Source organism: Anaerobacillus sp. 1_MG-2023 (genome assembly GCF_030547345.1).
In the GTDB taxonomy this organism is placed as follows: domain Bacteria; phylum Bacillota; class Bacilli; order Bacillales; family Guptibacillaceae; genus Guptibacillus; species Guptibacillus hwajinpoensis_B.
Genome location: NZ_JAUORD010000003.1, coordinates 304,454 through 326,796 on the forward strand (window position 1 = coordinate 304,454; position 22,343 = coordinate 326,796).

Annotated in this window: 25 protein-coding genes; 19 read left to right on the plus strand and 6 right to left on the minus strand. The window is 39.2% G+C overall.

From position 1 onward, the window contains the following. The first annotated feature begins 25 nt into the window (after positions 1-25). Entirely contained in the window at positions 26-253 is a 228-nt protein-coding gene (locus Q4550_RS07960) for a hypothetical protein (RefSeq protein ID WP_303531522.1), read from the plus strand. A 192-nt stretch (positions 254-445) separates the two neighbouring features. On the opposite strand, the gene Q4550_RS07965 is transcribed toward Q4550_RS07960, so the two are convergent. Further along, positions 446-682 (minus strand): YuzB family protein, encoded by a 237-nt coding sequence (locus tag Q4550_RS07965; protein ID WP_226613011.1) that lies wholly within the window; start codon positions 680-682, stop codon positions 446-448. Between the two features lie 192 nt (positions 683-874). Here Q4550_RS07965 and trxB point away from each other — a divergent pair, with 192 nt between their 5' ends. After that, a complete protein-coding gene (gene trxB / locus Q4550_RS07970) occupies positions 875-1,816 on the plus strand; it encodes a thioredoxin-disulfide reductase (protein WP_303531523.1) in 942 nt (313 codons plus the stop codon). Between the two features lie 34 nt (positions 1,817-1,850). Here trxB and Q4550_RS07975 read toward each other — a convergent pair whose 3' ends face one another. Next, positions 1,851-2,294 carry an Hsp20/alpha crystallin family protein gene (locus Q4550_RS07975; RefSeq protein ID WP_194221578.1) on the minus strand — a complete coding sequence of 148 codons (444 nt, stop codon included), beginning with the start codon at positions 2,292-2,294 and terminating at the stop codon, positions 1,851-1,853. Positions 2,295-2,444: 150 nt separating this feature from the next. On the opposite strand from Q4550_RS07975, the gene Q4550_RS07980 reads away from it, so the two are divergent. After that, complete coding sequence (locus tag Q4550_RS07980; RefSeq protein ID WP_194221579.1) at positions 2,445-3,239, plus strand: thymidylate synthase; 795 nt, start codon at positions 2,445-2,447, stop codon at positions 3,237-3,239. Further along, positions 3,236-3,718: a dihydrofolate reductase gene (locus Q4550_RS07985; RefSeq protein ID WP_303531527.1), complete on the plus strand. Its 483-nt coding sequence runs from the start codon at positions 3,236-3,238 to the stop codon at positions 3,716-3,718. Before Q4550_RS07980 ends, Q4550_RS07985 begins: the two co-directional genes overlap by 4 nt. A gap of 40 nt (positions 3,719-3,758) precedes the next feature. On the opposite strand, the gene Q4550_RS07990 is transcribed toward Q4550_RS07985, so the two are convergent. Further along, positions 3,759-4,592 (minus strand): YitT family protein, encoded by an 834-nt coding sequence (locus Q4550_RS07990; protein ID WP_303531530.1) that lies wholly within the window; start codon positions 4,590-4,592, stop codon positions 3,759-3,761. A 155-nt stretch (positions 4,593-4,747) separates the two neighbouring features. Here Q4550_RS07990 and Q4550_RS07995 point away from each other — a divergent pair, with 155 nt between their 5' ends. Further along, positions 4,748-5,413: a GntR family transcriptional regulator gene (locus Q4550_RS07995; protein WP_303531533.1), complete on the plus strand. Its 666-nt coding sequence runs from the start codon at positions 4,748-4,750 to the stop codon at positions 5,411-5,413. Between the two features lie 36 nt (positions 5,414-5,449). On the opposite strand, the gene Q4550_RS08000 is transcribed toward Q4550_RS07995, so the two are convergent. After that, a complete protein-coding gene (locus Q4550_RS08000) occupies positions 5,450-5,770 on the minus strand; it encodes a 2Fe-2S iron-sulfur cluster-binding protein (protein ID WP_194221583.1) in 321 nt (106 codons plus the stop codon). A gap of 166 nt (positions 5,771-5,936) precedes the next feature. Here Q4550_RS08000 and Q4550_RS08005 point away from each other — a divergent pair, with 166 nt between their 5' ends. The 4 genes from Q4550_RS08005 (at position 5,937) to Q4550_RS08020 (ending at position 9,722) form a co-directional block, all read left to right on the plus strand. Continuing rightward, complete coding sequence (locus tag Q4550_RS08005; protein WP_303531535.1) at positions 5,937-6,368, plus strand: DUF2203 domain-containing protein; 432 nt, start codon at positions 5,937-5,939, stop codon at positions 6,366-6,368. A gap of 337 nt (positions 6,369-6,705) precedes the next feature. Beyond that, complete coding sequence (locus Q4550_RS08010) at positions 6,706-8,592, plus strand: ABC-F family ATP-binding cassette domain-containing protein (RefSeq protein ID WP_303531536.1); 1,887 nt, start codon at positions 6,706-6,708, stop codon at positions 8,590-8,592. Positions 8,593-9,025: 433 nt separating this feature from the next. Beyond that, complete coding sequence (locus tag Q4550_RS08015; RefSeq protein WP_303531538.1) at positions 9,026-9,235, plus strand: hypothetical protein; 210 nt, start codon at positions 9,026-9,028, stop codon at positions 9,233-9,235. A 169-nt stretch (positions 9,236-9,404) separates the two neighbouring features. Then, positions 9,405-9,722: a hypothetical protein gene (locus Q4550_RS08020; protein WP_303531539.1), complete on the plus strand. Its 318-nt coding sequence runs from the start codon at positions 9,405-9,407 to the stop codon at positions 9,720-9,722. Between the two features lie 159 nt (positions 9,723-9,881). Here Q4550_RS08020 and arr read toward each other — a convergent pair whose 3' ends face one another. Beyond that, entirely contained in the window at positions 9,882-10,298 is a 417-nt protein-coding gene (arr, locus tag Q4550_RS08025; RefSeq protein ID WP_303531540.1) for an NAD(+)--rifampin ADP-ribosyltransferase, read from the minus strand. Between the two features lie 511 nt (positions 10,299-10,809). Between arr and Q4550_RS08030 the strand changes: the two genes are divergently transcribed. The 7 genes from Q4550_RS08030 (at position 10,810) to Q4550_RS08060 (ending at position 18,184) form a co-directional block, all read left to right on the plus strand. After that, positions 10,810-11,631, plus strand: a complete 822-nt coding sequence (locus Q4550_RS08030; protein WP_194221594.1) for a M55 family metallopeptidase — start codon at positions 10,810-10,812, stop codon at positions 11,629-11,631. A 15-nt stretch (positions 11,632-11,646) separates the two neighbouring features. Beyond that, positions 11,647-12,576 carry an ABC transporter permease gene (locus Q4550_RS08035; RefSeq protein WP_303531541.1) on the plus strand — a complete coding sequence of 310 codons (930 nt, stop codon included), beginning with the start codon at positions 11,647-11,649 and terminating at the stop codon, positions 12,574-12,576. 1 nt (position 12,577) lies between these two features. Continuing rightward, positions 12,578-13,522, plus strand: a complete 945-nt coding sequence (locus tag Q4550_RS08040; protein ID WP_303531542.1) for an ABC transporter permease — start codon at positions 12,578-12,580, stop codon at positions 13,520-13,522. Between the two features lie 51 nt (positions 13,523-13,573). Beyond that, a complete protein-coding gene (locus tag Q4550_RS08045; protein ID WP_303531543.1) occupies positions 13,574-15,205 on the plus strand; it encodes a peptide ABC transporter substrate-binding protein in 1,632 nt (543 codons plus the stop codon). A 195-nt stretch (positions 15,206-15,400) separates the two neighbouring features. Further along, a complete protein-coding gene (locus tag Q4550_RS08050) occupies positions 15,401-16,501 on the plus strand; it encodes a dipeptide epimerase (protein WP_303531544.1) in 1,101 nt (366 codons plus the stop codon). Then, positions 16,488-17,396 carry a C40 family peptidase gene (locus Q4550_RS08055; RefSeq protein WP_303531546.1) on the plus strand — a complete coding sequence of 303 codons (909 nt, stop codon included), beginning with the start codon at positions 16,488-16,490 and terminating at the stop codon, positions 17,394-17,396. The genes Q4550_RS08050 and Q4550_RS08055 overlap by 14 nt, the downstream gene beginning before the upstream one ends. Next, positions 17,396-18,184, plus strand: a complete 789-nt coding sequence (locus tag Q4550_RS08060; protein WP_303531547.1) for a serine hydrolase — start codon at positions 17,396-17,398, stop codon at positions 18,182-18,184. Before Q4550_RS08055 ends, Q4550_RS08060 begins: the two co-directional genes overlap by 1 nt. A gap of 64 nt (positions 18,185-18,248) precedes the next feature. Here Q4550_RS08060 and Q4550_RS08065 read toward each other — a convergent pair whose 3' ends face one another. Continuing rightward, positions 18,249-18,743 carry a L,D-transpeptidase family protein gene (locus tag Q4550_RS08065; RefSeq protein ID WP_303531550.1) on the minus strand — a complete coding sequence of 165 codons (495 nt, stop codon included), beginning with the start codon at positions 18,741-18,743 and terminating at the stop codon, positions 18,249-18,251. A 44-nt stretch (positions 18,744-18,787) separates the two neighbouring features. Between Q4550_RS08065 and Q4550_RS08070 the strand changes: the two genes are divergently transcribed. The 3 genes from Q4550_RS08070 to Q4550_RS08080 all read left to right on the plus strand — a co-directional run bounded on the left by Q4550_RS08070 (position 18,788) and on the right by Q4550_RS08080 (position 22,342). Further along, positions 18,788-19,288, plus strand: a complete 501-nt coding sequence (locus Q4550_RS08070; protein ID WP_303531553.1) for a metallophosphoesterase family protein — start codon at positions 18,788-18,790, stop codon at positions 19,286-19,288. Positions 19,289-19,406: 118 nt separating this feature from the next. Next, entirely contained in the window at positions 19,407-20,909 is a 1,503-nt protein-coding gene (locus Q4550_RS08075) for a phytoene desaturase family protein (protein ID WP_303531556.1), read from the plus strand. Further along, the gene (locus Q4550_RS08080) at positions 20,906-22,342 is read left to right on the plus strand and encodes a phytoene desaturase family protein (RefSeq protein WP_303531558.1); all 1,437 of its coding nucleotides are present in this window, start codon (positions 20,906-20,908) and stop codon (positions 22,340-22,342) included. Before Q4550_RS08075 ends, Q4550_RS08080 begins: the two co-directional genes overlap by 4 nt. Position 22,343 lies beyond the last annotated feature (1 nt).

Genomic DNA, 22,343 nt, shown 5'->3' on the forward strand with positions numbered 1-22,343 from the left:
AGATTAAGGGAGGATCACAACATAGATGGAACTTGTACAATGTATTAGAGATGTTTTCGAAGAAGAGCCTTTAACCGGCTCAGAGAATGTATTGAATCGTAAATTATTTAAGGAAGGTCATTTCTACCCAGTTTATAAAGATGAGCATCATAGCTGGATTACGCTTGATGATGAAGGAGAGCAGCATATTATTGCTACCGGCATCTCCCTCAATGAAGACTTCTGGTTTACTTTTCGGTTTCGCATTGCATAATAAAAAGCCGCATTAAGCGGCTTTTACTTTTTTTTAGGGCGCGCATTTTGCGGGCCTCTTTTCTTATTTATAAGAAGAGCGTCTTCGCCTTCTTTTTCACCTTGCACACCGGCTTTCGGATCATACGCGTTTCGATTTTTCATGTAAGCTCCTCCTCTAATTGGATTCACTTAATAGTATGTCCATATTCGTTTAAAACATCGGATTTTCTTCGATAAACTGGTAGACGTTATCAACTAGCTCATCGGGCGTTTCGGCAGTAACGCGCTCGCCGTTAACGAGACAGTAAATATCCTGGCTACAAAGTGTGCAGTGACCAAGACAAGAATATTCGAGCACATCAAGATCTGTATCTTTTTCTAGTTTTTCCATTGCTTTATGTGAACCGCTCGAAAGATTACTCATGCAGAATTCAACTATTGGATTCATCTTTTATTCACCTCGGGTTTTCCTTACTATTACAAGACTGTTTCTATTCTATCAAGAAGGTGTGAAAATGAACAACCATTTGCATAAGATCAAGAAACAAATTGATGGATAACCATATAATTTGTAAGAGAAGGGTTTATTTCTATATAATTAGGAAAAATAACATAATGAAGTCGATAGAGGAGGGTCATTATGCATAAAGCAGTTATTGTAGGAACAGGACCAGCGGGTTTAACAGCAGCCATTTATCTTGCGAGGGCTAATATGGAGCCGCTCGTCATTGAGGGACCGGAACCTGGTGGTCAGCTTACGTTAACAACAGATGTTGAGAACTTTCCCGGTTTTCCAGATGGCGTTCTCGGTCCAGAATTGATGGAAAATATGAAGAAGCAGGCGCTTAGGTTTGGCGCTACAATTGAGCGTGGATGGGTGAAGGATATTGATTTTAGTGAGCGTCCATTTAAATTAAAAACAGATACACTCGGGGATATTATGGCGGAGTCTGTTTTGATTTCGACTGGTGCTTCAGCAAAGCTTCTAGGTATACCAGGAGAATCAGAGAACATGGGTCGAGGCGTGAGTACATGTGCAACGTGTGACGGCTTTTTCTTCCGTGGTAAAAAAATCGTTGTGATTGGTGGAGGAGACTCGGCTATGGAAGAAGCGACTTTCTTAACGAAATTCGCTTCAGAAGTTACTGTTCTTCATAGGAGGAAAGAACTTCGCGCATCAAAAATAATGCAAGAGCGTGCTCGTTCCAATGAAAAAATAAGCTGGAAGCTGAATGCTTCCCCGCTAGAGGTTGTGGCAGAAAACAATAAAGTAAGCGGGATTAAAGTAAAGAATAGTGATACGGGAGAAGAGGAGTTCGTTAAGACAGACGGCATATTTGTTGCAATTGGCCATCGTCCAAACACTGATTTTCTCGAGGGTAAAATTAATATGGATGATAAAGGTTACGTTCAAGTAGAACCAGGAACGACAAAAACGAACGTCCCTGGCGTGTTTGCTTGTGGAGATGTACAGGATTTTACTTACCGTCAAGCGATCACAGCAGCAGGTACAGGGTGTATGGCGGCTATGGATTGTGAGCGTTTCCTCGAAGGAAACGCCTTTATAGACTGGAGTATGTAAGAAGAAAAAGCGCAGGCCTTGGCCTTGCGCTTTTTTAGTCGATGTTAATATAATTCGAATCGGTACGTATGCGATCGGATTTAGGTATCTTAATTTCAAGAACACCGTTTTCGTATTTCCCTTTCACATTTTTCATGGAAAAGTGAAAGGGAAGCTTAATGGTGCGACTAGTACTTGAATAGGATCGTTCTTGTTTGTAATATTTTTGTTTATCGTTTCGTGACTCATGAAATTCTTTCGATTCAATGGAGATTCGGAGACCATCTCCAAGTGGTTCCACTTTAATTTGCTCCTTCGTGATACCGGGTAACTCTGCTTCAACAATAAATGCATCCTCTGTTTCATAAAGATCAACCCGAAACGACTGAGCTGGTAGCAGATTCGCAAAGGGCTCTTTAAAGAAATCATCAAAGGTGTTCATCCAATTTTGAATAGCAGGGTCTTGAAACAGTTTAGGTAATTTATCGCCTTTCGCCATGGTTATTTCATCCTTTCCAACATTTCTGATATACAGTATGTTTGCCCAAGGAAAATGTGCTTTTTGGCTGTATTTTACATACAATTCGCAAGTTACTTCTCATCTTTCTTCATGTTACAATGATCATTAGAGAATTGAAGGAGGAGTACAATGAAGACTTACTTGCAGCTATGCGAAGAAATTTTACATAACGGAACAAAGAAATCTGATCGAACAGGAACGGGGACGGTCAGTGTTTTTGGACATCAAATGAGGTTTGATTTACAAGAGGGTTTTCCAGCTTTAACTACCAAAAAACTTCACTTAAGATCAATTATTCATGAGCTTCTTTGGTTTTTAAATGGAGATACCAATGTAAAGTATCTTCAGGATAATGGTGTGCGCATCTGGAATGAATGGGCTGATGAAGATGGTGAGCTTGGTCCAGTTTATGGTCATCAATGGCGCTCGTGGACGGGCGCGGACGGATCAACCGTTGATCAAATTGCAAAAGTAGTTGAGCAAATTAAAACAAATCCGAATTCAAGAAGAATGATTGTAACAGCATGGAACCCATCAGAAGTTGATGACATGGCTTTACCTCCATGTCACTGTCTTTTCCAGTTTTACGTTGCTGATGGGAAGCTTTCTTGTCAGCTTTATCAACGTTCTGCTGACGTGTTCCTTGGGGTGCCTTTCAATATCGCTTCCTACGCGCTTCTCACAATGATGATGGCGCAGGTGTGTGATTTAGAGCCAGGTGAATTTATTCATACGCTAGGTGATGCACATATTTATAACAATCATATTGAGCAGGTCAACCTTCAGCTCACTCGTGAACCTAGAGACCTTCCAAAAATGAAAATTAATCCAGACGTGAAATCAATTTTTGATTTCTCATTTGATGATTTTGAGTTAACGGATTACAATCCTCATCCACATATTAAAGGAGAGGTGTCGGTATGATATCATTTCTTCTAGCAATGGATGAAAAGCAGTTAATTGGGAAAGACAATGATCTGCCTTGGCATTTGCCAGCTGATCTCGCTTATTTTAAACGCATGACGACTGGAAAATCGATCGTTATGGGAAGAAAAACATTCGAATCAATTGGAAAAGCGTTACCCGGCCGTGAAAATTATCTAATTACTAGAAAAAACCTGGAATATGAAAAGGTTACTGTACTGCATTCTGTTGAGGAGTTTCTGGAACTTTCAAAGCGTGAGGAAAAAGATTGGTTCGTTATAGGTGGCGCTGAAATCTATCGTCAGCTGCTTCCGCATGCTGATCGCCTGTACATTACTGAGATTCATGAATCGTTTGATGGAGATACTTATTTTCCCGATTTCTCTCAAGATGATTGGAAAGAAACTTCGCGCGAAAAACATTCAAGTGATGAGAGAAACAAACACGCTTTCGATTTTGTCGTTTACGATCGCAACTAAAAAAATCCCCTGGTGTTCTTCACCGGGGGATTTTTTGCTTTTATGTTTTAGGAAAAGTAAATCCTTCTCCAAAAACATCTCTCACGTCATGCACAACGACAAAAGCTTTGTCATCGACTTTTTGAATCATTTTCTTTAGAAGGAAAAGCTCCTGTTTATTAATGACAACGTATAAGATGTCTTTTGATTCATTGGAATAATGCCCGCGAGCATTAATAACCGTTACGCCTCGGTCCATTTCTTCACTTACTTTTTCTGCAATGGCAACAGTACTTTGAGAAATAATCGTTACGGCTTTACGCGTATCAAATCCGTCAATTAAATAGTCCAATATTTTTGTGCTAATATAGATGGAAATTCCGGTATACATCGTATTTTCGATTCCGATGACGACGGAAGACCCGAGTACAACGAGAATATCAAAAACAAACATCGATGTGCTTACGCTCCACCCAAAGCTTTGGTTAAGCATACGGGCAACAATTGTAGATCCACCAGTAGTACCACCTGAGCGGAGAACGAGACCGAGACCAATCCCGATGAAAACACCTGCAAAGACGGTTCCGAGCATAATATCAAGCGGCTGACCCATTCCTTCAGTTAATTGTATAAATAAAGAGCTAAAGAAGATCGCAAGCATCGTATACCAGGTTACTCGTTTATTCAGTACCTTATATCCAATGGCTAAAAGCACAGCGTTCATAACAAAGTTTGTAATCCCTGGTGACCAATCAAGAATATAATAAAGCGTCATTGATATGCCAGTTACGCCGCCTTCACCTAGTTCGTTTGGAATCGCAAACCAGTTCACACCAAGCGCAAAGAATAACGATCCGACAATAATTAACGTTATTTCTTTACCAGTATTGTTCATGTCATCACTCCGTTCTGTTCCTCAATACGTAGGATAATATATCATAGTGGTTGAAACTGGACAAGATTGTTCAACAATATTGTTCGAATGAAATGTGACTTCCTTTTTTTTATGTTAAAATAATGGAAAAATAGAGTATGGGCGGGTCTTAAGACATGCGTAAAGAAACAGTTGAACAAAAAGTGTATCAACTAATAAAAAATGCGATATTAACGAGACAAATCGCTCCTGGAAATCAGCTGTTTGAAAATGCTATTGCTGCTAAAGTGAATGCTAGTAGGACGCCGATTCGAAGTGCTATTACGAAACTGGAAGCAGAGGGTCTTGTGACTGTCGTTCCGAATAAAGGAGCTTTTATCGTTCAACCGACGATTGATGAAATGATTCAGGCTTTTGAATTGAGAAAAGTATTAGAGGATATGGCGATTCGTGAAGGTTACGCAAAAATGGAAGCTTCTGATATCGAGCGGTTAAAGCAACAGACTGAGGAGATGGGGAAGGCGTTTATAGAAGGGAACATTCTTTTATATCATGAACAAAATAAGGCGTTTCACCTTGTGATGGCTAAAGCGAGTGGAAATCGCTATTTGATTGATTTTATGGAGCAAATTTTAAATCAAATTACCATTTATATGGTGCTGTATGATGTTTTTAGAAGTAATGATGAGAATGATATTGTCGAACATAATAAAGTGATTCAACTACTAGAGGCGAACGATGAGGAGAGTCTTCATAACGTTATTACAAACCATCTTGAGAATAGTTTAGCAAAGCTTCAGGAAGATAAGCTAAATTATCAGTCGCTGACAACACTATTTTAATAAAGACGAGCTAGGTAAGCTCGTCTTTGCTTTTGCTTATTCAGCAGGTCTAGGTCCAGCATCAAGGCCAGAGCTTTCAACAGTCATCGCAGGCTTCACTTCGCAGTTGCCGTTAACACGAACCTGACAGGAGAGGCGGAGTTTTTCTTCCACACCTTTTTTCTTAAACGCTTCCTCTTCAATTTCAGTTAGTTCTCCAAATTCTCCATCCATTACTTCAACACGGCAGGTTGTGCATTTTGCGTTCCCACCGCAGCGGTGAAGAACATGTACCCCGTTATCTTCAAGAGCAAGTGCTAACTTAGTTCCTTCTTCCACTTCAAACGTTCCGTGATCTGGTACAGTAACTTTAGCCAAAGAAATTCCTCCTTTATGAAATGGTTCCCCTTACATCCTCTATCATATCCGAATTTTAAGTCTCTTTGAAGAGCATTGTTCCGATTGTAAAAATTCGTCGAATAATGGTTAAAGAATGTGGGTAAGGGTAAAGAAGAAGTAGTAAAGACGAACCAGGAGGAGAAACATGGAAAAAAAGTATTTTACTTTAGAAGAAGCGAATCGTTTGTTGCCAGTGTTAAGGAGAGAGCTTGCCGGACTTAAGCGCCTGAAAATTCAATTTAGCGAACATTACGATCAGATTGAACAGCATAAAAAAACGCTTCTTTATCGTCATAAAACAAAAGTTGACGAAGATATCCTTTTTAAAAAAGAGGCGCGGATGGAATTTATGGAGTTAGAAGCACAAACGTTCATTAACAATATCATGACTCTTGGAGTAGAAATCAAGAATGTAGATGAAGGATTAATTGATTTTCCTGCAATAATCAATGGAAAAGAAGTGTTACTGTGCTGGAAAGACGGAGAAGAGGAAGTGTCCTTTTATCATTCAGATCTAGGTGGGTTTAATAAACGAGAACCGATTGAGAACATTATGAAAGAGGAAGAAAAGGGCTGATGTAGATCAGCTCTTTTTTTTAAAAAAAATAAAATAAATTTCAATTACCGTACTAGTATATAATTTTAAGAATAGCTCACCTTAAAGAGTAGGGAGGTGAGTTCATGAAAAACCCAAAACAAACACATAAGCATGATACCGAATTTGCAAGCGAGCTAGCAGCTGAACAAAATAACAATAAAAAGCATAAGAAAAATAAGCAACAAAAAAAGAATGCTTAATTAAAAGGAGCTCTTAGCGGAGCTTCTTTTCTTTATCTTATTAGTAGATTAGTTCCCTTCTTTCTCTAAAACAGTTAAAATAGGAAGCAGACTAAAGAGAGAAAAGGATGAGTATCATGAGCTTATTGCAGGCTGAATTAATCACCAAATCATATGGAGAGAAAACACTATTTGATGGGATATCTTTTTCACTCGAAGAAAAGCAGAGAATCGGTTTAATTGGAGTAAATGGCACGGGGAAATCCTCTTTGCTTAAAATTCTTGCGGGCATCGAGTCGATGGATAGTGGTGCACTGCACCATGCGAATCAGTTCCATGTAGAGTACTTGCCTCAGGACCCGGTTTTTGTTGAGGAAAAAACTATCCTGGAGACAGTATTTGATAGTGATGTGCCGTTATTTAATACGGTAAGAAAATATGAAGAAGCGCTACAGAACGTAATGAACTTTCCTGAGAAAGAAGCGACACAAGAGAAGCTCATTCAGGCACAGGAAGAAATGGATCGTCTTCAAGCGTGGGATTTTAGTACCCAAGCTAAAACGATTTTAACAAAGCTTGGGCTTACTCAGTTTGACGCAATGGTGAATGAATTATCAGGTGGTCAACAAAAACGTGTTGCGCTAGCGAAAGCATTTATAAATCCAGCAGACTTATTGATTCTCGATGAGCCCACTAACCATATCGATAATGCAACTGTTGAATGGTTAGAACAATACTTGGCCAATTATTCTGGAACTCTTTTGCTTGTTACGCATGACCGGTATTTTCTTAATCGTGTAACAAACCGCATTTTTGAACTGGATAAAGGACGTTTGTTTGAATATGAAGGGAATTACGCTACATTTCTTGAACAGAAGGCGATGCGTGAAGAACGTGAGGCGAAAGAAGAAGATAAACACAATAAATTACTAAAAAGTGAGCTAGAGTGGTTAAAAAAGGGAGCGAAAGCTAGAACTACAAAACAAAAAGCACGTAAGCAAAGAATCGAGAAAATGAAAGAGGAACCAGGACGAACGACAGAAGGAAATGTCGATATGGCATTAGGGGCGAGTCGTCTAGGTAAGAAAGTAATTGAAGCTACGGAGATATCAAAAGTGATCAATGGTCGAACGTTAACAGACCAGTTTAACTATCTTGTTCTCCCACAAGACCGAATTGGCATCATTGGACCAAATGGTTCTGGCAAAACCACGCTACTTAATATGCTTGCTGGTCGTATCGCTCCTGATTCAGGTCATGTTGATATTGGTGTAACGGTTAAACCAGGTTTCTACACTCAACAAAATGAGGGGTTAGATGAATCGCTTAGAGTAATTGAATACATTCGTGAAGGTGGAGAGGAGGTTCGCCTCCGTAAGGGCGGAACTGTTTCAGCTTCTCAAATGCTTGAGCGATTTCTATTTTCACCTGATATGCAATGGACATACATATCCCGATTATCTGGTGGAGAGAAAAGAAGGTTATATTTGCTACGTATCTTAATGGAAGAGCCTAACGTTCTTTTCCTAGATGAGCCTACGAATGATTTAGACGTTCAGACACTTGCTGTGTTAGAAGATTATCTTGCCGAATTCCCTGGAGCTGTTATTACCGTTTCCCACGATCGTTATTTCCTTGATAAGATGGCAGAACAGCTTTTCGTTTTCGATGGTAACGGAAAGATTGACCACTATTATGGTTCCTACTCCGATTATCTTGATGTATTGAAAAAAGAAAAAGAGCTTGAAGCTATGGAGAAAAAGCAATCCACTCCAAAAACAGAAGATGCAATCGAGAAACCAAAGCAAGTGAAACTCTCTTACAAAGAAAAGAAAGAATGGGAAACAATTCAGGACACTATTGAGAAAATTGAACAGCGCATTGAAGACGTTAAAGTTGAAATAGCAGAATCAGGAAGCGATTTTGCAAAAGTAGATGAGCTTTATAAAGAAGAACAAGCTCTAACGTTGGAATTAGAAGAAAAAATTGAACGTTGGTCTGAGCTCTCAGAGAAAATGGAATAGTTGAAAACCCCGCTATGTAATAACGAGTTTTGAGAGATTCACACACCAAAAAATGATGTAATCAAACCTAAAGCCACTCCTGAATTTCAGGTGTGGCTTTTTGGTCTGCTAACGTTTTTTATGTTCTCGATGTCTAATTCACTTTTCAATTCACAGGTTGAAAAACCTGCAAGCAAAAGAGCATACCTGTTACGAGTGTGGATTTGGAAGTGAATTGGAAGGGGTTATTAACTGGTTATTTATGTTAATATTGAAGTTGGATTAAAGAAGGTATTCAATTTAAGGGCAGTGATTCTTGAAGACTTGAATTCGAGATAACAGCTTAAATTGAAACATTTTTTTGTGAACGTATGTGTCCAGGGTAATATGATAAAAACAGCAAGGAAGTTATTGGTAATTTTCTTCTGATCGATAATTAGAAAGGAGGAGAATCATGGAAGTTTTTGTGATGAGTTTCTTTTCGGCAGTTATCATATACATAACTGTTCATTCGATAATTAAGGCTTTAAATATAGCCTTAAATAGAAATGAGATATCAAAACGAAAATATAGGCTTATTATGGCAATATCAATTTCTATAGGGACTTTCGTAGCGATAGTTTTGCCTTTTGGATATCAAAGACTCTTTGCTGCTATTCTTTAAAGTCTTCTTTAACTTATCTTTAATAAGGTGAACTTTTGTTTTTTGAAGAAAAGACTGAGTTATGCAGATTTATTTGAAATAATTAGTAATAGAAATTTAGACAGTTTAACCGAATAATTTATGTTGAAAATTAATCAACTTAATAGCGCAAGAAAGGAGGGTTTATAATATGGGTTTATCTTTGGAAATTGTGCGTATTGTTCTGCCAGTTGCAATAGTGGGTGGGATTGGAGTATTTGTAATTCTAAGAATGAAACATAAGTCTAGGAAAGGAACTCTTGGTAAGAAAAAATCAAGAAGTGCTCAAAATATATTAGATAGCTTAATACCATTCGGAATGATGATTGGCTTGGCTGTTGCTATATTTCTTAGCATATTTAGCCACTTTTCCTTTCTATCTGCAATTACTTGGGGACCTGGGATAGGTATGTTATTTGGATATTTTGCTTATGAAATTTACAGCAAGAAGGAAGATAGTTATTCATAATATCTGCATTCCAGAAACTCGGATCTTATCTGTAATAAGAGAAGCTGCAAGATATTGTTATAGTTGATCCACGATAGAACTTTTTATTCAAAACCAGACATCGCTAGTATGGAGATACCTAGTTTTTCTTTCAATTTATGATTTGAGAGATTTTGAAGATTAATCATATATGACAAATTTCCCTTGTTCATATAACCTTTTTATAGATGCAAGCATATGATTTATTTCTTCATCGGAATGTCTTTCCCATGAACTTAATTCAGCTACTATTTTCAAGGGCGATTTCGATCTATAAGAACGTGTAGGGTTTCCAGGAAACTTTTTGTCAGTTACGTTTGGATCATTTTCAAATTCACCTAACGGCTCTACAATGTATATTCTTTCTTTTGATGTAGATATTGCTAATTCAGCCCCCCATTTAGCGGCATTTAATGTAGCAGTGAAATAAATATGGTTCGCTTTTTTGTTTTGGTAATTAGATAAGTGTTGCGGTACTAATAGATCTCCAATTTTTAGTTCTGCTTTCGTACCATGAAAGAAGGGTCCATGATCTAAGACATCTTTTTTGTCATTCATTTTAATACACCTCTCTTTTTGATTTGTATAAAACAGTATAGAGCAGCAAGCATAAAAACAATAGTCTATAATTAACTGGAAATTAGCGATATAATATAAGTAGGGAAATGTAGTTGAACGACAAGTAACTATAATTTGCGTTGTAATTAGCAATCACCGTCAATGGTTGTTGGAGCTTTAATGAAATCATACATAAATAGAGCTTGGAATGGCATATTGCCTCCAAGCTCTATTTATGTATGATTTCATATATGTTTTGTCCTTTGAAACGCTATGCGATTTCATGTTTTCTACATCTTACGTAACCGGTTATCAATATACTAGTGTTGTTCTTTTATATATAGTAAATGTGTTTACAGGATCAACTATTTTGCAAACTTTACGAACTTTGAAGGAGCATTTGCAGAATGAAATAAAACTTCACGATATCCTTAGAATATTTTGAGAAATGAAGTAAATAGTGGTATAATTATTCAGAAAGTTACGAATCTGGAGAGAAAGGAGAACATTTGTGAAGTTTTATTTATCGGTAGATATGGAAGGCGTAACCGGCCTCGTAGATGACACGTTTGTGGATTCGAATAAACATAATTATAAACGTGGTCAGGAAATGATGACACAGGAAGCCAATAACGTAATCGAAGCCGCCTTTGGAAGTGGATGCTCAGCTGTGACGGTGAATGATAGTCACTCAAAAATGAACAACTTACTTATTGAGAAGCTTCATCCCGAAGCAAGGCTCATTTCAGGAGATGTGAAGCCTTTTTCCATGGTTCAGGGGTTAGACAGTACATATGAAGGTATGGGGATGATCGGTTATCATGCACGCGCCGGTATGCCGGGCGTAATGTCTCATTCCATGTTCCACAATGTGAGAAATTTCTACATAAATGATCAAGTTGTAGGAGAGCTAGGGATGAATGCATACGTTGCGGGATACTTTGGTGTTCCGATTTTGTTCGTTGCAGGGGATGACAGAGCTGCACTAGAAGCCGAAGAGCTTATTCCAAACATAACAACAGCTGTTGTAAAAGAAACGATTTCTCGATCTTCCGCTCTTTTGTTATCGCCACAAAAAACAGGGCAAGTGTTACGTCAGCAAACAGAAAAGGCAATGCTTAATAGACACCATGTCGAACCTTTAGTTCCTCCTCGCGAGCCTGTATTTCGCATTGAATTTGCGAATCATGGACATGCCGAGTGGGCGAGCCTTATGCCTGGTGTTGAGATTGAAAAAGAAACGACAGTTAAATATCAAGCGAAAAATATGCTTGAAGTCTATCAAGCTATGCTTGTGATGACTGAATTAGCATCAAGAACAACATTTAGCTAGAAAGTAGGGATGCCTGTGGCGAAATATATTATCAATCGTCTCTTCGCCATGGTGATTACATTGTGGATTATCGTAACCATTACGTTCTTCTTAATGCATGCGGTACCAGGGTCACCATTTAACCAGGAAAGAAACACCAGTGAAGCGGTGCAGCAAAACCTTGAAGCGCACTATCATTTGGATGAACCAGTTTTTATTCAATATGCCATTTACATTAAATCACTGGCAACACTTGATTTTGGACCGTCTATTAAACAATCATCTACGTCGGTTAATGAAATGATTGGTAGAGGGTTTCCAGTCTCGGCGGAACTTGGAATTACGTCGCTTGTGATTGCGATTATTTCAGGTATTATTCTAGGCATTATGGCTGCCCTTCGTCACAATGGTGCAATTGATTACATAGCGATGACTTTTGCGGTCATCGGCATTTCAGTACCGAACTTTATTATGGCGACTTTACTTATTCAACAGCTAGCTGTGAACTGGGAAGTTTTCCCCGTGGCTACTTGGGCCTCGCCAATGCATATGATCCTACCTTCTATTGCGCTTGCAACAGGGCCAATGGCCATCATAGCGCGCCTTACTAGATCAAGCATGATCGAAGTTCTCAATCAAGATTACATCATGACTGCTCGGGCAAAAGGAATGACAACATTCCAAATCGTTATAAAGCATGCTATGAGAAATGCATTGCTGCCGGTTATTACTATTCTTGGAACACTTGTTGCAGGAGTATTAACTGGGAGTTTTGTTATCGAAAAAATCTTTGCCATTCCAGGCATGGGTAAATATTTTATTAACGGTATAAATGATCGTGATTATCCTGTCATTATGGGAACAACAGTCTTTTATAGTGCCTTCCTCATTATGATGCTCTTTATTGTAGATATTGCTTACGGGATACTAGATCCTAGAATTAAGCTGCATAAGAGGGGGGAATAGCATGATACCGGAGCGAAAAGAAACCAAACAAGAGCTATCAGAGGACCTCTTTCTTCCGTTACAAGATTCCTCTAATAATGCTGAGATGATTGCGAAGCCAAGTATTTCTTATTGGAAAGATGCATGGATGAGGTTGTCTGGGAACAAGTTGTCCATGGCTGGTCTTATCATGTTAGTACTGCTTGTCTTAATGGCCATATTTGGTCCGTTGCTAACACCATATTCTTATGATCATCAGGTGTTGACCGAGGGGAACTTGCCTCCTTCATCCGAGCACTGGTTTGGAACAGATAACCTTGGTCGAGATATGTTTACACGAACGTGGAATGGAGCAAGAATTTCATTGTTTGTTGGTTTTATGGCAGCGATTATCGATTTTATTGTTGGAGTAGCTTATGGAGGGTTTTCAGGATATAAAGGAGGAAAAACGGATAATTTCATGATGAGAATCATTGAAATTTTGTACGGTCTGCCATATCTCCTAATGGTTATTCTTTTAATGGTCGTCATGGGTCCTGGGCTCTTTACGATTATTATTGCGTTAACTGTTACAGGGTGGGTCGGAATGGCGCGGATTGTTCGTGGACAGGTTCTACAGTTAAAGAACGCAGAGCATGTTCTCGCATCTCGTACGTTTGGAGCAAGCGCAAGTCGCGTTATTCGAAAGAATCTCCTTCCTAATACGATGGGGCCGATCATCGTTCAAATGACATTAACCGTTCCTACAGCTATCTTTGCCGAAGCCTTCTTAAGTTTCTTAGGTCTAGGTGTACAAGCACCCGTAGCGAGTTGGGGAGTAATGGCAAATGATGGATTATCGGTAATTTTATCCGGGCACTGGTGGAGACTGTTCTTTCCGGCATTCTTTATTTCATTAACGATGTTTGCTTTTAATGTTCTCGGTGACGGTTTGCAAGATGCACTTGATCCTAAACTACGTAAGTAAATCCTCATCTCGATGAGTTTTCACTGATATAAATACTAAGGGGGAATTTTTTTGAAGAAGATCATTACAATGCTGCTTTCTCTAGTGCTACTTATTAGCATCGTTGGTTGTACAACTACGGAAAATGGTTCATCAGAATCAAATTCAGGAAATGATGATGCAAAGCAAGAGGATGGAGCGAAAGTACTGAAGTTAAACAATGGAAGTGAACCAACATCGTTTGATCCACCAATTGGTTTTGATAGCGTTTCGTGGAATGCTTTAAACAATTTAATGGAAGGTATGACGCGTCTCGATAAGGAAGATCAGCCACAGCCTGCTGCTGCTAAAGAGTGGGATCTATCAGAAGATGGCAAAACGTATACTTTCCACCTTCGTGAAGATGCCAAGTGGTCTAACGGGGAGCCTGTTAAAGCGGAAGATTTTGAATATGCTTGGAAGCGTCTAGCGAATCCTGATACAGCTTCACCAGCAGCTTTTCTTGCTTATTTTATTGAAGGCGCAGAGGCATTTAACACTGGAGAAGGATCAGAAGACGATGTGATGGTAAAAGCTGTGGACGAAACAACACTTGAGGTAACTCTTGAAAGTCCAGTAGCCTATTTCCCTAGCGTTATTTCAAACCCTGCTTTCTTTCCTGTCCATAAAGCAACAGTAGAAGAAAATCCTGAATGGCATACAGAAGCTGATACGTATGTAAGTAATGGTCCTTTCAAACTAACGAAATGGGAACATGATTCGAAATTCGAATTTAGTAAAAATGAAAATTATTGGGATGCTGCAAATGTAAAGCTCGATAAAGTAGATTGGGCTATGGTTGATGACACGAATACAGAATATCAAATGTACAAAACTGGTGAACTTCATACTTCTGATGTACCGGCTGACTTAAGTGAAGAGCTTTTCAATGATGGACAAGCTCAGGTTGAAGATCAGTCAGGAACTTACTTCTATCGCTTTAATCTTGAAATGGAGCCGTTCCAAAATGAAAATATTAGAAAAGCATTTGCGATGGCCGTTGATCAGCAGAAAATCGTCGAATTTGTTACTAAAAATGAAGAGAAGCCAGCAAATGGCTTTGTGGCTTATGGATTTGAAGATGCAGCAGGCGGCGACTTCAGAGAGGTTGGCGGTGATCTTGTAACCACTGATGCTGATCAAGCGAAAGAGCTACTCGAAAAAGGTATGGAAGAGGAAGGTTATGATGAGCTTCCTGCCGTAACATTAACGTATAACACGAGTGATGATCACAAAAAGATTGCTGAAACTCTTCAACAAATGTATAAAGAAGTTCTTGGTGTTGATGTGGACCTTGCAAACCAGGAATGGAACGTATTCTCTGATGAACAAAAGCAATTAAACTTACAGTTCTCAAGAAGTTCGTTCCTTGCAGATTATGCTGATCCAATCAACTTCCTTGAAAGTTTCCAGTCTGGGCACTCTATGAATCGTACTGGCTGGAGTAATGAAGAATACGATTCCTTAATTGCACAGGCGAAAGAAGAAACAGATGAAGCTAAACGATTTGAATACATGCATGATGCTGAAGCACTCTTGTTCGAAGAGATGCCAATCTTCCCGATTCATTTCTACAATCAGGTTTATCTTCAGAACGAAGATGTGACGGGAATTGTACGTCATCCTGTTGGCTATATGGAATTGAAATGGGCAGATATGCAGTAATACAGTTGAGCCTGGTGATACGAAAACCAGGCTCTTTTTTTCTGTCGTTAAACGATGTTGGCAAAAGGGCTATAGTTTTACACGCATCATTGATAGAATTAGCTTGAGCTATGCGCCACACACTTCAGACTATCTATCTCGTAACAGCTAGGCATTACATTTGATGAAACTATGAATATTTTAAAGGAGATATCTATGAAGATTACTAATATTGAAACGTTTTCTGTATCCGTTCCGTTAAAGAAACCTTTTAAAACGGCGCTTCGTACAGTGACAAATGCCGAAGCGATCATTGTTAAAATAACAGCTGGGGAATACGTCGGTTATGGAGAAGCACCTCCAACAGTCGTCATTACTGGTGAAAGTCTTGCTAGTATTGATTCGGCCATTCAACATGTCGTAAAGCCGAAATTGCTTGGAATGGATTTAACGGAATATGAATCCGTCATGTACACTCTACAGAAATCGATGATTGGAAATACTAGCGCAAAGGCAGCAGTTGATATGGCTATTTATGATCTAGTGGCTAAGCGAAGTCAACTCCCACTCTATCAATTTCTTGGAGGGTATCGGAGTGCCTTGGAAACAGACTACACCGTTAGTGTAAATGAACCGGTAGAGATGGCTAATGACGCTGTTCAATACATAAAAGATGGGTTTTCAATTTTGAAAGTAAAGGTAGGTAAAGACACCATTCAAAACGACTTAAGTCGAATCAAAGAAATTAGAAAGCGCGTTCAAAACGATGCCGTTATTCGTCTTGATGCCAATCAAGGGTGGACAGCTAAGGAAGCGATTTATGCCATTCGAAAAATGGAAGATGAAGGTCTTAACATCGAATTAGTTGAACAGCCCGTTCATGCGAAAGATATTGAAGGTCTAAGAAAAGTGACTGATGCTGTCTACACCCCAATTATGGCAGATGAAAGCGTGTTTTCACCTGAAGACGCCCTAAAAGTGATTATCACACGAGCAAGTGACCTGATTAATATAAAATTAATGAAGTCTGGCGGTATCCATCAGGCATTAAAGATTAACGCGTTAGCGGAGAGTGCTGGAATGGAGTGTATGGTAGGAAGTATGATAGAATCACGAGTCGGTATAACTGCCGCCGCACACCTTGCCGCTAGCCAACGAAATATAACGAGGTTTGATTTCGATGCGCCACTGATGCTTGATTACGATCTTGTGAATGGCGGGGTTCAATATACTAAAAATATGATGACGTTTACTGAAGATGATGGTTTAGGAATTCACAATGTAGAAAAGGGTGGGATTACAGTTGGAATGGACTAAAAAAACAATTGCGGTAGCCGTAGCAACGTTATGGACAACTCCGGAGAAGGCAAGGACAATTGATCATAATGCTCTAACCAATCCAGTGAAATTAACAGAATGGTTGGAACCATTGTCTTATTCGAATAGATTGGAACTGTGCGATAATAACCACGTTCAATCCCAAGTTTTGTACGGGGAAGAGGTCTTAGTTTTAGATCAGCGAGGAAATTGGTCTTATGTACTCGTCCCTTCACAACCCTCTTCAAAAGATGAAAGAGGCTATCCTGGATGGATTCCGACGATCCAACTTTCTGAGAACGTACCAGGAGTATATAATGAAGTTGTAGCTACAAATAAGCATGGTGTTCAATTTACAATTCATAATGGAAAAAGTGAAATGCGATTAAGTTATCAAACGATCCTCCCTGTTTTAGAAGAGCGTGAACGAACTTACCTTGTCTGGACTCCACATGGAGAGATGATTTTGAACAAAGAAGACGTTACGCTTCGCCCAACAAATGGCCCATTTGGAACAGGCTTAGATCTTGTTCAAGAAGCTGAACAATTTATTGGTCTCCTCTATTTATGGGGAGGTATGTCATCTTATGGATATGACTGCTCTGGATTTAGTTACAATATGGCTAGAGCTATTGGCTGTTCGATTCCGCGAGATGCTCATGATCAGTTAAAGGGTGGAACGCTAGTAGATGAAGGTGACTGGCAAAGAGGTGATCTTCTCTTTTTTGCTTATGAGCACGGAAAGGGCTCTGTGCATCATGTAGGCATTTATTACGGTGAAGGAAAAATGATTCATTCTCCTAGCACTGGACGCTTTATAGAAATTACCCCACTTAAAGGTACGCTCTATGAGGAAGAACTTTGTGGCGTTTGCCGCTATTGGGAGACGAATTAATGCAGTTTGAACAAGTAAAGGAGAAAATTATAGCATGTTTCCAGGGTCTTGAAGGAAACCAATCTGTGTATGTATCAACGCCTGATGGAGAATTAATTCACCATGAAGATCAACCTGTATCATCAGCTAGTATTATTAAAATTGCTATAATGCTGGAAGCTTTAAGACAAGTGGATAGAGGTGCGCTCACATTAGATCAAGTAGTAGAGATTGAAGATGACAATCGAGTTGAAGGCGCTGGTGTGATCTACCATCTAGGTAAAGAGCTTGAATGGAGGCTGACTGATCTGATTCATCTGATGATTATCTCTTCTGATAATACAGCTACAAATCAGTTAATTGATTTAGTCGGTATAGCGAATATTAATCATACTATGAAAGGAGCGGGGGCCTTTCATTCAAAGCTAATGAGGAAAATGATGGACAAAGAAGCCGTCAAAGCTGGAAAAGACAATATGATGAGCGGAAAAGATACTTATTTCCTATTAAAGCAACTAGTTGAACAACACCTTTTATCGAAATCATCTATGAAATGGGCGATAGAGGTGTTGCTTCAGCAGCAATTTAAGGATAAGTTTACAAGTAAGATTTCTACTATAAAGAAAAATATGCTTGCTCATAAAACTGGTGAACTTGCAGGAGTGGAGCATGACGCAGGTATATTATTTACACCAAGAGGTCCGGTTATCTATGCTTTTTTAACAGCTGGATTGCTTGAAAACCGGTACGGAAGAGATGCTATTGCGAATGCAGGTCGGTTACTTTATGACTTTTATAAAGAAGGCTGAAGCGATAATTGAAATGACAAAAACGCCGTTTTGGACGGCGTTTTTTGTTTTGCAAAAATTTAAATTAAGGAGCAATCAAAACGGCCGTTCCGATTGGAATAGTATTTGCAAGTTCTTCGACATCTCGGTTATACATTCGTATACATCCTCTCGATACATATTTCCCAATAGAGGAAGGGTCGTTTGTCCCGTGTATACCATAATGTATTTTAGAAATGCTCATCCACATCGTACCGAATGGTCCGCCGGGGTTTGGAGCTTTGTTGATGATGATAAAATTTCCAGTTGGCGTATCGTGGAGCATACGTCCCACACCAACAGGGTATACCTTTACAGTAGATCCATTCTTTTGAAGTGTAAGCGTTCGTTGTGTAAGAGATACATAAATGGTATATGGAAGTGTTGCAGGGTCAGGGTATCCAGGGATTTGGATAAGCTGGCCTGGATAGATAAGGTTAGGATTTTGTATGGAATTTGCCCTTATGATCTCAGTGACTGGAACACGGTAATCCCCACTAATAGATGATAATGTTTCACCTGGTTTTACAATATGCTGCAAAAGTAGCCCCCCTAAGCGCTATTAAATGAAAGGAATGTAAACTAATGAACGTCATTATCGTTTCAGATACACATATGCCACGGATGGCAAAAGAGCTTCCCAAAGCACTTAAAAACGAGCTGTACCATGCAGATCTCATTATTCATGTAGGTGATTGGCAAACACAAGCTGTTTACGAAGAATTAAAGTCGTTTGCACCTATTAAAGGAGTTTATGGAAACGTCGACGAAGCTTTTTTTATTAATAAGTTTAATGAAAAACTCATACTGGAATTAGAATCTCATCGAATCGGCGTTACGCATGGACACGGTAAAGGAAAAACAACAGAACAAAGAGCCGTTGCTCAATTTCAAGATGATGATGTCGAATTAATTCTCTTTGGTCACTCCCATATTCCTCTTCATAAAGAATATGATGGGAAGGTGATTTTTAACCCTGGCTCACCAACTGATAAGCGGAGACAAGCTCGATATTCTTTTGGAAAACTTACTGTTGAACGAAATAAACCTCTCCACATTGAACATGTTTTCTTTAATGAAAAATAGGGCAATACGTTAATTAGATGGTTTTGTGCATAAATTGTTGAACAAAATAGCGTTAGTATGTATAATGTTTGTATAATATATGTGCGAAGTTTCATATGCGGATGGAAGGGGAAAAATGATGCCAACAACAAAACGAGTCATCGTAATCGGTGCAGGTCCGGGAGGGCTTACAGCTGCTATGCTTCTAGCGAGTAAAGGACATTCGGTTACAGTTTATGAGAAACAATCCTATGTGGGGGGGCGAACTTCTGGATTTCAGCGAAGTGGCTACCGCTTTGACAGGGGCCCAACCTTCCTTAATATGCCGCATATTCTCGAAGAAATGTTCGAGGAATCTGGACGTAATGTTCACGACTATATCGACTTAATTGAAATCGATCCAATGTACGAATTGAAATTCGATGATGTTTCCTTTTATCCAACGCGTGACCAAGATGAAATGGTTAGAAGAATTGAAGAGACATTTCCAGGAGACGGTGAAGGGTATAGACGTTTTATGAAAGAAGAGAAAGAAAAATTTGAAGCGCTAATGCCTATTCTTCAAAATAAGCATGATTCACTTCTAGATTATGGTAGATGGCGGTTTGTGAAGGCTTTACCTAAATTGACGGTAACAGATAGTGTTTACAAGCGACTTTCCCATTATTTCGATGATGAGCGTTTAAGACTATCCTTTACTTTCCAGGCAAAATACCTTGGAATGTCACCGTGGGAGTGTCCAGGTGCTTTTACGATTCTATCTTATATGGAACATGCTTATGGCATTTTTCATCCGATTGGCGGACTGAATCAAATTCCAGAAGCTATGGCCAGGGTTATAAAGGAAGATGGCGGCGAAGTTCATATGAATAAAGGCGTGAAGCAACTCTTACTTGATGGAAAGACAGTGAAAGGTGTGGAACTTGAAGATGGTACGACGGATTATGCCGATGAAGTCATTATAAATGCTGACTTCGCACATGCTGTAAATCATCTCATTCCATCTGGTTCTGTAAAAAAATATACACCTGAAAAAATGGAACAGAAAAAATATTCTTGCTCAGCCTTTATGCTATACCTGGGTGTAGATAAAAAGTACGACTTACCGCATCACTCTATTATCTTCTCCTCTGATTATAAAAAGAACGTAGAAGAGCTTACTAAGAAGAAAATTCTATCAGAAGACCCTTCCATTTATGTACAAAATGCTTCCGTTACTGACGATACTCTTGCTCCAGAAGGTAAATCTTCCATTTATATCCTTGCTCCAGTACCGAATAACTTTAGTTTAGTTGATTGGGAAGAACGTAAGGATGAATTTAGAAGATTAGTTCTTGATCAGCTAGAACAAAGAACGGAATTTAAGGATATTGAAAAGCATATCGAAGTTGAGGAAATGTACACACCAACAGATTGGGAGATGGATTTAAATGTTTATAAAGGAGCCACATTTAATCTAGCTCATAATCTTCCTCAAATGATGTACTTCCGTCCACCTAATCAATTTAAAGAATTAAATCATTGCTGGCTTGTTGGTGGAGGGACTCACCCGGGGAGTGGACTTCCAACAATTATGGAATCTGCACGAATCACGAGCAGAATGCTTCATGAACAAGCAGCGCTTTTGGAGAGTGCGAAATGACGATCGGTATAGTAGGTGGAGGCATAGGTGGCATGCTTTCCGCGCTACTCCTCTCACAAAAAGGTTATAACGTTGAGCTGCATGAAAAAGCGCCTAAGCTTGGCGGTAGACTTTCTTTTGTTGAACGAGATGGATTCAAGATCGACAAGGGCCCTACGATCGTACTTCTTCCAGAGATGATCTATGAGTTTTTGGATAAAGCGGGAGTTCCTCGTGAGGAAGTTGAGATGGTAAGATGTGATCCACTATATCGCATGATTTATCCAGACGGTTCTACGTTTACGAAAACAAGTGATATCGAGAAGCAGTTGGAAGAGATCACAAGAATGTTTCCTGGAGAAGAGCAGCATTTTCTTTCTTATCTTGAAGATATGCGAGTTCGATTTAAGAAAGGAAAGGCGGCTTTTCTCGAACAGTCTTTTATTGATAGAAAAGGTTTCTTTACTCCAAATAATATGAAGCTTTTACTCGAGCTTAAAGCTTACCAGTCTGTTCAATCTCAAGTTTCTAATTATTTTAAAGATGAACGTTTACAAGACGCCTTTGCCCTACAAACGCTTTATATTGGAGGGAATCCATCTGCTTCCCCAGCACTTTATTCTTTAGTTCCTTTTAGCGAATATGAACATGGCATCTGGTATTTAAAAGGTGGTTATGCCAGCTTAATTACTGTATTAGAAAAACATCTTCGTCTTCAAAACGTAACGATTCATTTAGAATCTAATGTGGAAGAACTACTTATTGATGGGAAGACGTGTAGAGGAATTCGTACTACAAGTGGAGAACATTATTATGATAAAGTAGTGTATAATGGAGATTTCCCTATGATCAAGAATCTGATAAAAAAAGAGAAAGTTCCTAGGAAGAAATACAAAGCTTCCTCAGGGTGTCTACTCCTCTATATGGGGCTTGATCGTGTCTATGAGAATGCTGATGTTCATCAATTTTTTATGACAGATGACTTTACATCCCATATGAAGGACGTTTTTCAAGGTGGTAAATTGACAGACCAACCGGCTATTTACACGTTTCATCCTTCACTTATTGATGAAACACTAGCCCCTCCTGGTAAAGGCGTGCTATACGTGCTGATCCCTGTACCTTCTGGTGAAGCAGTCGAATGGGGTGAAAAGGAAAACATTGCATCAAAAATGATCGACCTTCTTGAAACAAGAGGTTTTCCAGGTTTAAAAGAATCGATAGAGTGGTTAGAAATTCGCACACCTGCTGATGCAGAGGTGGAAGGCTTATATAAAGGGGGAAGCTTCGGTATCGCCCCAACACTTACGCAGTCAGGCGCGTTTAGACCACAAGTGAAACCTTTTAAATTTGAAAACCTTTATGCGGTGGGAGCTTCGATCCATCCTGGAGGTGGCATCCCTATCGTAATGCAAGGAGCGGATCTTCTTGTAAAAGAAATTGAAAGGGTGTGAA

Bases quoted from the DNA above. Each gene is read 5' to 3' on its own strand.
- Q4550_RS07960 (WP_303531522.1), top strand. From the start codon at position 26: ATGGAACTTGTACAATGTATTAGAGATGTTTTCGAAGAAGAGCCTTTA.
- Q4550_RS07965 (WP_226613011.1), bottom strand. From the start codon at position 682: ATGAATCCAATAGTTGAATTCTGCATGAGTAATCTTTCGAGCGGTTCA.
- trxB (WP_303531523.1), top strand. From the start codon at position 875: ATGCATAAAGCAGTTATTGTAGGAACAGGACCAGCGGGTTTAACAGCA.
- Q4550_RS07975 (WP_194221578.1), bottom strand. From the start codon at position 2,294: ATGGCGAAAGGCGATAAATTACCTAAACTGTTTCAAGACCCTGCTATT.
- Q4550_RS07980 (WP_194221579.1), top strand. From the start codon at position 2,445: ATGAAGACTTACTTGCAGCTATGCGAAGAAATTTTACATAACGGAACA.
- Q4550_RS07985 (WP_303531527.1), top strand. From the start codon at position 3,236: ATGATATCATTTCTTCTAGCAATGGATGAAAAGCAGTTAATTGGGAAA.
- Q4550_RS07990 (WP_303531530.1), bottom strand. From the start codon at position 4,592: ATGAACAATACTGGTAAAGAAATAACGTTAATTATTGTCGGATCGTTA.
- Q4550_RS07995 (WP_303531533.1), top strand. From the start codon at position 4,748: ATGCGTAAAGAAACAGTTGAACAAAAAGTGTATCAACTAATAAAAAAT.
- Q4550_RS08005 (WP_303531535.1), top strand. From the start codon at position 5,937: ATGGAAAAAAAGTATTTTACTTTAGAAGAAGCGAATCGTTTGTTGCCA.
- Q4550_RS08010 (WP_303531536.1), top strand. From the start codon at position 6,706: ATGAGCTTATTGCAGGCTGAATTAATCACCAAATCATATGGAGAGAAA.
- Q4550_RS08015 (WP_303531538.1), top strand. From the start codon at position 9,026: ATGGAAGTTTTTGTGATGAGTTTCTTTTCGGCAGTTATCATATACATA.
- Q4550_RS08020 (WP_303531539.1), top strand. From the start codon at position 9,405: ATGGGTTTATCTTTGGAAATTGTGCGTATTGTTCTGCCAGTTGCAATA.
- arr (WP_303531540.1), bottom strand. From the start codon at position 10,298: ATGAATGACAAAAAAGATGTCTTAGATCATGGACCCTTCTTTCATGGT.
- Q4550_RS08040 (WP_303531542.1), top strand. From the start codon at position 12,578: ATGATACCGGAGCGAAAAGAAACCAAACAAGAGCTATCAGAGGACCTC.
- Q4550_RS08050 (WP_303531544.1), top strand. From the start codon at position 15,401: ATGAAGATTACTAATATTGAAACGTTTTCTGTATCCGTTCCGTTAAAG.
- Q4550_RS08060 (WP_303531547.1), top strand. From the start codon at position 17,396: ATGCAGTTTGAACAAGTAAAGGAGAAAATTATAGCATGTTTCCAGGGT.
- Q4550_RS08070 (WP_303531553.1), top strand. From the start codon at position 18,788: ATGAACGTCATTATCGTTTCAGATACACATATGCCACGGATGGCAAAA.
- Q4550_RS08075 (WP_303531556.1), top strand. From the start codon at position 19,407: ATGCCAACAACAAAACGAGTCATCGTAATCGGTGCAGGTCCGGGAGGG.
- Q4550_RS08080 (WP_303531558.1), top strand. From the start codon at position 20,906: ATGACGATCGGTATAGTAGGTGGAGGCATAGGTGGCATGCTTTCCGCG.